Origin of the sequence: Paenibacillus sp. E222 (assembly GCF_013401555.1) — a bacterium.
In the GTDB taxonomy this organism is placed as follows: Bacteria; Bacillota; Bacilli; order Paenibacillales; family Paenibacillaceae; genus Paenibacillus.
The window spans coordinates 5692389-5706031 of record NZ_CP058552.1; the positions used below are offsets into that span (position 1 = coordinate 5692389).

The following is a 13643-nucleotide window of genomic DNA, read 5'->3' on the forward strand; positions in this document are numbered from 1 at the left end:
TTAAAAACGATAAAACTTCTTATTTTATTATATTGTGTCAGCTACAACCTCCAGGAGGGATCAAAACCTTGAAATTACATCAGCAATATTTGCTGCTTCATAGCCGGTTTGGTCACATGTTAGAACATGAAGTAACGCTCTCTGACCTCGCCGAACTGCTCGATTGTACACACCGTAACACGTTAACGATCGTCAAAAAAATGGTTGCCCACGAATGGATTCGGTGGGTGTCCCAGCGCGGACGTGGACGGCGTTCTACGCTGACCCTGCTTGTTCCGGCTGATCAAATTGCAGCTGCATACATGATGCAGGCCATGAATCGCCGCGAGTTGCAGCAAGCTGCTGAACAGGTTGGTGCTTTCTCCAGTTCTACAACAATGCAGGATCACCTGAACAAGTGGCTGCTTGGATATTCTGGACACCATACAGAAGCTGGCAGCCATAATGAGCGAATTGATACGCTCAGGTTACCGATCCGCCAACAGCTGCATGCCCTTGATCCGCTTTATATCAATTTGCTGGCTGAATCTTTTGTCACCAGTCATGTGTTCGACGGGCTGGTTCAACGTAATGAACATGGTGAGATTGTTCCCTGTCTGTCCCACACCTGGGATGTCAGTTCAGATCGGAAGACATGGTTTTTTTATTTGCGTAAAGGGATTACTTTTCACAATGGACATCTGCTGACAGCCTCAGATGTGGTGTATACATTTGAACGACTGCAATCCTCAGAACGACGGACATTATACCGCGATGTGAGCAAACAGATTCTATCGATTGAAGCAGCAGATCCCTTGACCGTTTGTTTCAAGCTTAAAGCCCATCACGAATTGTTTTTGCCCTTTCTTTCGACAAGCCGTGCGGCGATTGTTTCACAAGCCACGTTCGGGCAACATAAAGATGGAGACAATGAACCTGATCTACCGATTACCATGCCAAAGCCTGTAGGAACAGGCCCTTTCAAGGTCACAACCTGGGATAATCACCTGTGCAGACTTGAAGTTTTTCCGATGTATTTTCAAGGCAGAGCCCATCTGGACCGGGTAGATATTCTACAAATTCCGTGGAGTGCCCCTGAACATTTGGATGAAAAGCAAGATATCGAATCTCCCTTCTTCCACCTTGTTCATAATCCATCCTCGTCTGAGGGTAGGGACTGGACACAGATTAGTGCAGGTGTGATGGTACGCAAATTAGTTACTTGTAATACGCAAAAAACCGGACCGCTAAGCGATCCGGGTGTAAGAGCACATGTTCAGGCGTGTATTACTAAATTGTATGTGAATGACATAAATGAAAGTAATGAAGGTGATCCAGGAGATGCTGATAAACTGTTGATGAATGCAGAAGAATTGACTTATTTGTCTCAGCACCCTACTTTTGATCTACCTATACCCTTGCACATCACAACCATTCCTCAGTATCGGATGGATGCTAGACGTTTGGCATCGTCATTGGAAATATACGGCTTCACATGTACTGTCCGCATTGGCACGATGGAGCAATTCAAAGGGAACCTGAGACTGGAATCCGATCTGATTCTCTTCTCCCTGATTCGGGACCGAGACGAAGAATTACGCAGATACGATCTCTATCTCACTTTATCTGAACATCTGGAGGACTCTTCCAAGAAGAGTATACAAGAGATGCTGCAAACCGTTGTTGCTTCGCAAATATCTGCAGACCGAGCTGCCGAACTGGACCGGATTGAACAATTTTTGGTGCAGCAGAGTTTATTGTTCCATTTAACTGAAAAACCTGTGGAGACTGCCTACCTGCCTTCCGTTCGTGGCCTCTCCTTCAACAGCCAGGGATGGGTAAACCTCAGGCACATCTGGTTCCCGTGAATAATCATTTAACGAGCATTACAATCCCTTCGTTTCAAGATGCGGTAATGATTTTGCATGCTTATGAACTGGTCATTGGGTCGGCATCCACCTTCTGCCGTATTTTTTCATTTTTCTTGGGAATGGTATCCTTCCGACGGTACACACCGAGAAGTAAACCGAGCATGGCATATTCGAAAAGCAGGTGATTTCCATATCCTATTAAAGGAAAAACAATGCTAAGAATTGGAGCCTTCCCGGTAGTCATCGCCAACGAATAGATGATTTGCAACGCAAACATGGATGTGATACTGAAAATTATCATTCGACCGAAATCATCCCGAATGTGAGGAAGGATCTTCACCATACTGGCAACAAACCAGATGATACCCACCAATAACAATATTCCGGCTGACCAGCCAAACACATCAATGAGCAGCACACCTGGGTAATCTAAATAACTCGTTTTAAACATGTCGAACGTTGTATCAATTCCATTCCCCCACCAGCCGGCTGATTGAATAATTTCAATAATGGAATTGTTGCTATAGCCACCGTAAGGGTCATCCTGAAGATTCAAAACGACAGAAAGCCTCTTCAGGCGTCCGTATTGATCTGCAAAAAACAATAACAATACAAAAATACTTCCTGTTACAACAGCACCTAAGGCTGTATAAAGCCATTTTCGCGTGAGCCAGCCAAATAAAATAATGGACATTGTGCCAAACAGAAACATGCGAACCCAGTCCGACATTTGAAACAATAGCACTACAGGTAACGCTACCAGAGCAATGTAGGTCAATATGGATTGCATATTGCAGTTTGAACGAAGCTTGTCCTGCACAATTGCCCCTATGGCAAGTGGCAAAATCCACACTGAAGCAGTGGTAAGGTCTATTACAAATCCAAGTGGTGCAATCAGGAATCTGCTCATACCATAAAAATCCGTAGATATCATTGGATTAATCCACAAAAGGGCATTAAGCAGAATATAGATCCACCAAGCAGCTTTTTTCAACTTACGATAATCAAAGTAAATAAAGAACAACATCAACATTACACCTATAACGGTATACACCACATGCCCCCGATATAAGGACTGATACTTTTCATCTGCGACATTCGTCGTAAAAATCCATATCAGTAACAGGCTAGTTATAGACAAGCCAATTAATCCAACTAACAACCCCCAATGCATACGATGACGATGCAATCTATGCATACTTTTGCCCACCACTGCAGGATCACCCATCTGCTCTATGGCGTATGCAGCTGCCTCTTCTTGGCTCAGTCCCTCTTGCTCCTTGTCCAACATCATTTCTTCCATGTGGTTGCCAAGCTCATCACGCAGATCAGTATGTACTTCACGTGCCTTAACCTGACTACACAGTTGATCAAGATAATGTTTAATCTTCTCATGTCGATCCGTCATGTTAAGCCTCCCTCTCCAAGCACCCGATCCACGGCACCGCGGAATAAAAGCCACTCGGCTTTTTTATGCTGTAACGCCTCCACACCCTTGTCACAGATGGAATAATATTTACGTTTCCTACCTTCAACCTCCATCCAGTAGGACTCCACCCATCCCTCAAGCTCCATCGCGTGAAGAATAGGATATAACGTACCTTCCTTCAAACTAAACACACCTTCGGATTGACGATGGAGTTCCTTGATCAATTCATAACCGTAAAGCGGCTGTTCCTTTAATAATGTAAGAATCAATGTCTCCGTGCTGCCTTTAATCATTTGTTTGTTTACCTGCAAAGCTGCCACTCCCTTTTGTTCATGCTTCCACGTTTAATAACAATAACCACTTTTTTAAAACTTCAACATGAACCTAATAAAACACTTGGCTACATACATCGGAAATCTATGCATAGTAAAACTAGGTATAATATTACCTGATTCTTCCTTTTCTGTCTAGCTATCAATTGGAGGCGTTTATGATAAAATAAACAAGTCATTTCACACCAGGGGTGTCATCATGAAATCTCTTATTCGTACTCACACATTACATATTCTTTCTATCGACTATGAGGAGGCAATTCAAACCATGAGCAAACTGATTTTCTTTCTTGGCGGGGCCGGGAGCGGCAAAACAACCCTTGCCAAAGCCCTCTCGCGTAAACATAAAACTGCTTTCTTTGATATGGATATCCTGCTGCGTCCAGCTGCTGAAGCAATCATGACCCTGCAGGGACTCGATCCATCCGATCGGGATTCACCGGAATACAAACGGCTGTGTCGTGACTTGGGATACCGAATCACGATGGATGCTGCACTGGACAACGTGCAATTGAGTATCGATACGGTGGTTGTAGGGCCTTTTACCAAAGAAATCGGAACTCCGGACTGGATCGAGCAGGAACTCGCGCGGATTGGACGTTCCCTCGATGATACGGATGTACGTGTGGCCTATATTTATCTTGCAAATGAAGCGTTGTATCGTGAGCGGATTACAGCCAGACAATCCCCGCTGGATGAGTGGAAGCTGGAGAACTGGGATGCCTTCACAGCCTCACTTGCCCGTAAACAAGTAGCCTGGCCGTTGCCCACCTCTGCTGTGGCTTATATCGATAATTCCGGTGGAAACCCTGATATCGCTTTTGCTGAAGTCGAACAACGAATGTACGAATAAAATATGAAATGGAATGGGATGACCGTTCACTTCTCCAATCTCTTTTCATGCTGCTTATACGCTCAATAAAACTAATCCACACCCAAAAAGGGGTATTTGTCATGTGACCCGCGCAGGTCCAACGTGACAAATACCCCTTTTTACAATGAACTATGGTCAAACATCTGAACCTGACTCGTTACAAAAACTGCTTCATAATATACTCTTGCTCCAGAGGAGTAATAACGGTGCGATCCACGGGTGGACCTTCTGTCAGATACTCTGCCACTTCAGCCACACGATTGGATTCCAGTTCCGCTGTAAATACAAGATTGGCCATCCCTAATGTCTCTACCTGTGTTCCCCGCGCTTTAGCGTGAAGCATAAATAAGGTATATAAATCCGGTGGTTTCAACTCCGTCATTGCCCAGGCGATCAAAGCCAAGTCGGCTTTGTTGTCCCCCACCGGAGGATGCGCTTTAGGCTGTCTTTTTAGTCCAAGATCGCACCACAAAATGCGCCGCTCCTGCATATCAATAATGGCTGGAATACAATTACGGGAATCTGCCGTCAGATCAATTCGCTCCTGCACCGTGGAAGGTTCAAATATTTCATCCGACTGTGGCGCCTGACGCATCATCCAGCCAGCATAACACTCCGGCAAATCCTGGATAGCATTATCCTTGAATGTGTTAACCATAATTATAATATAACGTGCGCCTAACCTAGAAAGGGAAGGCAAATGCAGATCCATATACTTCGCCGCTCCATCTGGTACAGTCACCATAAACCCGCTATTTGCAGCTACATATTCATTTGATTGCAGAGGGGTCCGGGGTGTTTGGTCCACATAACGCCAATCCTCATCATACAGTACACCGGACAGATCGGAATTCACACATTCGATTCGCTCCTCACCGCCTAAGCCTTCTCTCCACGACAGAAAAAAACGAACGGTATCTCCTGTGGGTAACGATATCCATGACGCACGCGATAGAGCCCGAAGAGATTCGCTTTCCCTGCGTTTTCCCGATGGAACTGAAAATTCTTGAAGTCTTTCATCAATGTAGACATTACCGAGTGGTGGAAGTACGGCAAACCGTTTCAACAGTGTATGTTCTACCGCCGATATCATCGCATGAACATCCTCAACGTTGAGGGGCGGCAGCGGCTGAGTGGAGACATACAGATTTGCCGTGTTGCCTTGAGGGAAAAAGCTCCTCCTGACCTGAAACTGCATCCGTGTGCCGAAATGAGCCATCACTTGCAGTAGCGCCCTTGTTGATACCTTCTCTTCCACAGTTTCCATTTTGCCGATCACTTGCTGTACCGGAATACCTGAACGTATCATTCGGTCCAGTTGACCAACCATCTCTCCCGGACGTTCGACGAGCGTCTCCAGAATAAGCATGTTATCCTTCTGTTCAAATGCCCGCTCTACTCTGCCATGAAAGGTAAGTGGTCGTTCCCCACATCGCAACTGGTCCAGCGCCACTACTGCTCTTGGATAACGGTGACGATATTCACCCGGATGCAGTCGCTCGGCCAATCTCTGCCAGCGCCCTTTATATCGAAACAAATCCTCCAACGGGTCCGAAGCACTCTCCAATAAAGCAAGTATTATCCGACGTTCAGATCGGGTAAATGAACGGAAGCGGGTATTCTTCTTCAGACTGACATCTCCATTAGAACACGCTACAGCCAACCGCAATATATCTGTTGCTGTGTGTAATTGCCGCTGGAGTTGCTCCACCGAAGCACGCCCCGCCTTTAATAAAGCCGCGCAATACACGGCTGCATTTTCCCTCACAGGTATTTGGCCTGCCTCTGGCTCAAATGCGGCCCAGCCTTCGTACTTTGTTGCAAACCAGATCAACTGCTCTCTTGCAACTGGCGTTAACGAAGCTTTTGCTGTAAGCAGGTCCATTCCCACTTGGTAAAAATCTGCTTCACTGCCGAGATGAATTACACGCAGCCGCAGCTTGTTGAGCAGTAATATGCGCTGCTCCTGTTCATGAGACTGCTGTCTCCAAGAATGCATCAGAGCATTTAAATAAAATTTACTCTCCTGAATATTCATTTTTCGCTTGGGAAATCTCGGATACATGAGGGTTTCCTTTAAATTGATTCCTTTTATCTGTCGAAGCTCGTCCATCAGCCGTTCGAACCAGGAAATGAATCTATCACGTTCCCAGCTGCTCAGCACATCCATCAGTTTCGTCGAAAACGTATATCCCAGCGATTCCAAATTTCTCAGTGCAGTCGCCAATATACGCACAGGCAGCTTGCCCTCGCGCTCTGCGATGATCACTTTCAAATTCCTGCTGAAATAGATTGAGAATAAGTCCATCACTTGTACTCTCCCACATGACGATAATATATTCAGCATTGGTATAACTTGGCCTAACTCGTGGCGATTCTTCATATGTATGACACAATCCAAAAAACTAAAAAAATCAGGGAAGCGGTACCCCTAATACCATTGTAAGAGTTCAGAAGGAAGGGATACCATAGCCTGATTAATGCATATTATATCTTATAATTGCCGATTAGAGAATATCACATCGGAAAGAGAGCGCCAGAAACCACTTAACCCGAAAGGTAAGATTATTCTGACCGCTCTCTTTTTGTTTATTTTTCACCGCTATTCTCTTGCCGATTATCCGTGCTGACGTGCCGCTTGACGTCCGGCGATACGAGCTGTAATTAACTGATGACTCTCATCAATCTCTTCCGGTGTGCAGGCTTCCTTCAACTCATATACTTTGACTGGAGAACGATCAATGATGTCCAGAAATGAATCAAAAAATGCCATGTCCTTACTATGTATATAAGGACACCAATGATCCGACAAACCTACCGTCTCATGAATATGGACCCCGACGACATGGTCTATCAATTCATTTGCTTCGCGTACATTATTATAGAGCCCCATACGGTCCATCATCATACCGTGACCAATATCGTACCACAAACCGAGTGGTGCACCTTTCATACCGTGGATAATCGCGCCCGCCTCCTGCAGCGTCGGCATCTGGTAACAGCGTGATCGAGTTTCAATGCCAAAATTCACTCCGTAGCCGCGCTGTTCAGACAACTCACACACTTCTTCCAGACTTTCCTGAATCCGTTTCAGGTAATGTGTGCTGCTCGCCTCACGCTTCTCCAGCATCTCTTGCCACAACGATTGATAGTCCGAGGAGTCTGGCCCTAGATCGTGATATATCTTTTTCAATGCTTCATCAATGTTATATTCAAACGGCACCTCGCCTGGATGCACGACGACTGCCTTCGCACCATACCGGTGTGCATATTCAGCTGAACGGAGTAACAATTCAACGGCGCGCTTACGACGAGGCTCATCGTCGAAACCGAGCAGAACCGAGTCGGTTCCATAATCCGGATCAGCTACATGCGGAAACGTGTTGTGCACACTGGATATACCGATTTCCCCCCGCTCAATCATCGGTTCGATCGTTTGCAGCATTTCGTCCGTCACGTTATAGTTCAGCTCCACCTGTCTGAACCCTAGAGATTTGATCTCCTCAATCATGCCTTGACCCGTAGTATGACGTTTGATGTTCCAGCAAGTCGAAAATGAATATTCCTTTTTGTCGGTAAACATGGCGTTGTCCTCCTAATATGCAATGTTCAACCCGTTCAATGTCTGATGAATCTTCTCTATTTTTAAATCAGCCTAGCTGATGTTTAATTCAAATCTCATTTTGTTCGCACTTGCCCCAGGTACATAACGATAGATGATTTCAGCATGATTCACGTAGAAAAGTACAGAAGGCTCTGGAGCCTCGGCTTTCACGTCACACACCAAACCCGGGAAACGCCATTGTTCTTGTAAAATGTCCTGCTGCCGAATGGATGGTCCTCTGATCTCAAAATAAATCTCGATCTCATCCGCCGTGTCCAGATCTACCTCAATAACTAACGAATCTTTCGTCACATCAGCTTCAAATGTTAACCCACGCAAATGGGTGTTCCATCCCTCCCCCACTTCACGACGAGCCAGTCGAAGATCATAACGTTCACCAGTCTCCGATTGCCAATGAATAGTCGCAGGGTACATCTGCCCGTTAGTGTTGCGGCTGCCGGACATCGCACCCATCATTCGATTCGCGCCAATCCAGGCTTTGGCTGTACATAAATTGCGATTGGCATGAGGCTCATCACGTTCGCAAAGCTCCATGAACTGTTTTTGCACAAGTCGATCACCCTGATGTGCCTGGAAATAAGGCACCGCTTCAACCGGCACATCTACACCCACAAGCGCTATCAAAGGGTCATGCCCTGATTCACAGTTGATCCCTGCAAGATGCTCATACCCTTCTCCGAACAAAAGGTAAAGAAATACGCCTATCGAGCTGTGCTCCCTCATCTCCATGTCATATGCCCTTGCAAACGGTCCGGACAAATTCTCCAGGTTGGCATTATAATAGAGTGCAATGTTATTCCACAATCCAGCCTCTATCTTATGCCCTATCTCGGTCAACCGCTCCGTGAATGCATATTTTCTCCACATTCCCAGTACAGACAGATCAACCCCGTAATAGGTTGTTGTGTTGAATTCGGCAAAAGTACCACCAAATTGGTCGAACTCTCGAAGGAAGGCTTCAGCCTGTTCATCCGAATGACGAATCCATTCCGTACGGTTGAAGCGGTGTCCATAATAATGGGTAATGAAGATATGCATCAGTTCAATATTGGTATTCATCGGGATGGCGTCCGACATACGACGATCAATGGAAGCCTGCACGGCCAGTTCCATTGCTTGATCCATTCGTTCCAGCAGCGTTCCTGGCACAAGAGTGGCGAATTCTGCGGTCATGATGGCACACACACACGCAATAAACTCACGCCAGTTCGGATCATAACTGATCCAGACGGGTGGAAGTATCTGATTCACCGCATCATGAAAAAGCTGTTTCATCCGTTTTCCATCTGCCTGATCAGTCAGAATTGAATCCGCATCCTGCAGATCATGGATAAACTGTGCAGACACCTTTTCAAAGGTACGTTCCAGGAAATATGCCGTGCCTGGCGCAAAGGATTTCCAAGCGTAGTGGCCCACAGGTGGATGAATTGCATCCGGTCTGGTCCGAAAGGTTCCGTGATAAATTTCATCGGGTGCATCATATTGCATATCAAGCACCTTGTGGAACACCCGAACAGCGCGCTCCACATCACCCGTTTCATTTCGCACCAACAAACCGAGTGCATAATGCGCACTTGACCTTGTGCTATGTTGCGATGAATTCTCTTCAAAACTCCTCATCAAATCCAGTTCCTTGTCATAGAAGTTATCCATCATTAACATAGACTGGTTTACAAGAAACTGCTGTTCTTTGGACATCTTTTCAACCATTCGCTCTGTCATGATTCCATTTCCCTCCTGAGAGTTTAGCCTTTTACCGCACCTACCATTACACCACTAATGAAGTAACGCCTTATTCCAATGCCTCTTGCTGAAGATTCAGCATCGTCTGTTGCAAGGCTATCTGCACTGCTCCAGTCACTACAGCCCGCTCGCCCAGCTCTGAACAGATCAGTTCCGGCTTCACCGGGAACTGATCAGATACGATCTGTCTGAGACACGGCAACAATACGTCCCCATTTCCCCCAATACCTCCGCCAAGTACAACGAGATGTGGAGCAAGGACGACACAGATATGCCGCAGAGCCGATGCAATCATTTGGCTGTATGGTTTCAGAATCTGCACAGCCTGTGTTTCTCCACTTCGCGCAGCTTCGAACAGATTCTCAGGAGTGAGGTGTTCACGAAGATCTTCTATACCAGAATGAGGGTCTTCAAGAAGACTGGCATCCAACTGACACTTGGCCAGTTCCATCAAACCATCAGCAGACAGGACATCTTCCAATCGACGCCCCCCTTCCAACAACATCTCCGCGAGCTCGCCTGTCAACCCGCCCATGCCTCGTAGCAATTGCCCGTTCACCATGATGCCTGCACCTGTTCCAGTGCCGATGGAGAAAAAAACAAACAGATTGGAATCCGCTGCTGCTCCCCTCCTGAACTCACCAAGTGCGGCCAGGTTCACATCGTTCTCCAGAATCACTTCACACGGGAAGACTCCCGACAATGATTCAAGCGAGAGCAACTTTTCCATTCCCTCTAACGGGGCAACGATTCGATCAACATCTCCAGATTCGGGCAGTACAACACCTGGAATGCCAAAACCAATACATCGAATCTGCTCCCAATTCAATTGATTTTCTGTCAGTAATTCATCCATATGGCTTCGTAGCACATCAAGGATTGCCATCCCTGCTCGATTATCAGTTTGACCGGATAACGTTGGATACGTTCTGTAATCCATAATCTCACCATTCAGATTAGAGAGTGCGATCCGAATTCGGGTTGCCCCAATATCGATGCCACAGACATAATAAGCGGTTTCGTTGAATCGAATGAGTGTCGCCTTACGACCCTGGGCATTGTCGGCTCTACCCGTTTCCAGCACCAGGTTTCGTTCAATCAGATGTTCAACCGCCGACGACACCGTAGGTTTGCTGAGTCCCGTATGACGACTGATATCTGCCCTGGACATCCCACCAGAAGCGATCAGCGCATCCATGATCAGATTCTCGTTCAGATTGCGAATATATTGCGGTGTGCCAGCCATTTTATCGCCTCCTTCTATAGTTAGTTAAGTTTCTTAACGAATTAAATTTAATATATCATCGGCTTTATAACGTGTACAGCTTTTTGTCTGTATAGGATCAGATGATTTTAAAAATCAAAGCCTGATCTCATCGCGGTCCTTTAATTTCAACTTTGCACCCTATAAATCAAAAAAAGCCGCAGGTGATAAACACCGCAGCTCCTTACTTCCTTATATATACGTTTTATTACGATTTGGACAACTCAATGAACCCTTCACCAAATACGTCACGCACATCATGGATCGTTATGAAAGCAATTTCATCCTCCGCTCGCACAATCTTCTTGAGCATTGGAACTTCTTGTTTGCTAATGACAATATATAAGATCTCTTTCGGGTTCTTCGTATAATAGCCATGACCAGACAGGACGGTGACTCCCCGATCCATCTTCTCAATGACCTGTTGAGCAATGGCATCCTGTTTCGTAGATATAATGGTGACTGCTTTTTTTGGATTGAGCCCTTCAATAATGAACTCCATCGTTTTCGTGCCGATGAACAGCATGACAATCGTACACATCAACCCTTGCGGCCCGATAATGAAGAACGACGAGAACGCCACGATCAGATCGAAGAATAACAGCCCATAACTGATGTTCCAATCCAGATATTTGTTGGCAAGTCGGGCCAGAATAACCGTTCCCGCCGTAGTGCCGCCTACTCTAACAATCAAGCCGATACCCAGACCGGCAAATAATCCACCAAAAATGGTATTGATCCAGAGCTCGTCCGATGCAATCGTCCAGCTCTCGGTCAGGTGCAGGAACAACGAGTTGAACACCACCGCAATAATGGTATACACCGTTGTGGTTCTGTCCAGAAACTTGTACCCCACAATCAGCAGAATACCATTCAGGAGCAAGTTCATCAGTCCTGGAGACCATTCAAAAAGGTAATACAAAATAATTGTAATGCCCGTAACGCCGCCTTCAGCCAGATCATTCGGGATGACGAACAGGTTCACTGCAAGTGCAAACAGAAATGCACCCGCCATAATAAATAGAATATCCGTTATTCTTTTCTTCATCATGCACTCCATCCAATCCATCAGAAAATCAACCTATCAACCAATTTCATAAGTTGTCATAACCACTCAATGATAGATTCTACCATGCCATGAGCAAAATTTGTATACATAATACAAATTGTTGCGCGAATTGTACAAAGGAATCTGAAATTGCTGTTATTTTAGGCTCTACAGAGCCTATTCACTTCACCACCCATGACAAATGTCATGGGTCATCATTGATATTCATCATTACAGTGTACTGACACTTATGACTTACTGCACTGGATGCATTCTTATACAATGATAAAAACGCCTCACTTGGAGACATCTTCCCAGGAAGCGTTCGGTTATAACTGATTACAGTTATTGACCATCGAAGGAGGACATAAGTCTATGAGCAGAACCAAAGAAATGGCCCTTAAAAAAGAAGTAACCCCTTATGAGAAAAATAATCTTCGCCTGAGTATTCAACAATTAGTGAATTCCATACTGCCATTATTATTATTATGGGCCGCAGCGTACTATAGCTTGTCCGTGTCCTACTGGTTGACATTTCCGATAGCCCTCGTAGCCTCGGGATTTGTTCTTCGAACGTTTATCATCTTCCATGACTGCTGTCATGGTTCATTCTTTAAGAGCAAACGTGCCAACGACATTCTCGGCACCATTACAGGTGTATTAACGCTCACACCGTACCTGCAATGGAAAAACGAGCATTCCATTCACCACGCAACCAGCGGCAATCTGGACAAACGTGGAGTTGGCGATATCTGGGTGATGACAGTTGAGGAATACAAAGCCGCTTCCCCTTGGGGTCGTTTGTTCTACCGGATTTATCGTAATCCGTTTGTCATGTTCGGTATTGGACCCATCTATGTGTTCCTTTTTGCCTACCGCTTTAACCGTAAAGGCGCAAGACGCAAAGAACGTATGAATACTCACCTGACTACAGTGTTGATCGTAGCGCTCTACGCCTCCATGTGCTGGTTGATCGGCTGGCAGGCTTTTGTTCTGGTGCAGGCACCCGTCTTTTTCTTCTCCGGCTTCTTCGGCATCTGGCTGTTCTACGTACAGCATCAATTTGAAGATACGTACTTTGAAAATGAAGATGAGTGGAGTTATGTGAAGGCTGCTGTAGAAGGTAGTTCATATTATAAATTGCCTAAACTGCTGCAATGGATCAGTGGCAATATCGGGTTCCACCATGTGCATCACTTGAGCCCACGTGTACCCAACTATTATTTGGAAGAAGCCCATAACGCAACACCGCCATTGCAGAAGGCTACAACGATTACGCTGCGTTCCAGTCTGGCTGCCCTGCGATTCCGTCTGTGGGACGAAGAATCCAAGCAATTTGTCAGTTTCAGAGAGATCAAAAACTTAACTCGCAAGCCTTACGTTCAACCGCCTATTCGAGTAAACAACCAAGCGAGTCTGACAGAGAAGCCTTAACTCTGTCGGATTCGTTTTCTTGTATTCAAGCTAAAGTCGTGCTA

General features: G+C 45.8%; 10 protein-coding genes. 3 read left to right on the forward strand and 7 right to left on the reverse strand.

Translation table 11 applies throughout. From position 1 onward, the window contains the following. The first annotated feature begins 68 nt into the window (after positions 1–68). Positions 69–1847: an ABC transporter substrate-binding protein gene (locus HW560_RS25130; RefSeq protein WP_090896880.1), complete on the forward strand. Its 1779-nt coding sequence runs from the start codon at positions 69–71 to the stop codon at positions 1845–1847. Positions 1848–1908: 61 nt separating this feature from the next. On the opposite strand, the gene HW560_RS25135 is transcribed toward HW560_RS25130, so the two are convergent. After that, positions 1909–3258, reverse strand: a complete 1350-nt coding sequence (locus HW560_RS25135; protein WP_179265044.1) for an FtsW/RodA/SpoVE family cell cycle protein — start codon at positions 3256–3258, stop codon at positions 1909–1911. Further along, on the reverse strand, positions 3255–3590 hold the full coding sequence (locus HW560_RS25140; protein ID WP_167434819.1) for a PadR family transcriptional regulator: 336 nt from the start codon (positions 3588–3590) through the stop codon (positions 3255–3257). The genes HW560_RS25135 and HW560_RS25140 overlap by 4 nt, the downstream gene beginning before the upstream one ends. Before the next feature lie 289 nt (positions 3591–3879). On the opposite strand from HW560_RS25140, the gene HW560_RS25145 reads away from it, so the two are divergent. Beyond that, positions 3880–4464, forward strand: coding sequence for a P-loop nucleotide/nucleoside kinase family protein (locus tag HW560_RS25145; protein WP_179265045.1), 585 nt, complete (start codon positions 3880–3882; stop codon positions 4462–4464). Between the two features lie 178 nt (positions 4465–4642). On the opposite strand, the gene HW560_RS25150 is transcribed toward HW560_RS25145, so the two are convergent. From HW560_RS25150 to HW560_RS25170, 5 genes are all read right to left on the reverse strand, one after another. Further along, positions 4643–6793, reverse strand: a complete 2151-nt coding sequence (locus HW560_RS25150; RefSeq protein WP_090896871.1) for a hypothetical protein — start codon at positions 6791–6793, stop codon at positions 4643–4645. A 309-nt stretch (positions 6794–7102) separates the two neighbouring features. Beyond that, on the reverse strand, positions 7103–8068 hold the full coding sequence (locus HW560_RS25155) for a sugar phosphate isomerase/epimerase family protein (RefSeq protein ID WP_179265046.1): 966 nt from the start codon (positions 8066–8068) through the stop codon (positions 7103–7105). A gap of 72 nt (positions 8069–8140) precedes the next feature. Beyond that, a complete protein-coding gene (locus HW560_RS25160; protein WP_090896865.1) occupies positions 8141–9832 on the reverse strand; it encodes a hypothetical protein in 1692 nt (563 codons plus the stop codon). Between the two features lie 70 nt (positions 9833–9902). Next, entirely contained in the window at positions 9903–11099 is a 1197-nt protein-coding gene (locus HW560_RS25165; RefSeq protein WP_179265047.1) for an ROK family transcriptional regulator, read from the reverse strand. Between the two features lie 226 nt (positions 11100–11325). After that, positions 11326–12165 carry a YitT family protein gene (locus HW560_RS25170; RefSeq protein ID WP_090902208.1) on the reverse strand — a complete coding sequence of 280 codons (840 nt, stop codon included), beginning with the start codon at positions 12163–12165 and terminating at the stop codon, positions 11326–11328. A 375-nt stretch (positions 12166–12540) separates the two neighbouring features. On the opposite strand from HW560_RS25170, the gene HW560_RS25175 reads away from it, so the two are divergent. Continuing rightward, complete coding sequence (locus HW560_RS25175; protein ID WP_090896858.1) at positions 12541–13599, forward strand: Delta(5) desaturase DesA; 1059 nt, start codon at positions 12541–12543, stop codon at positions 13597–13599. The last annotated feature ends 44 nt before the right edge of the window (positions 13600–13643 follow it).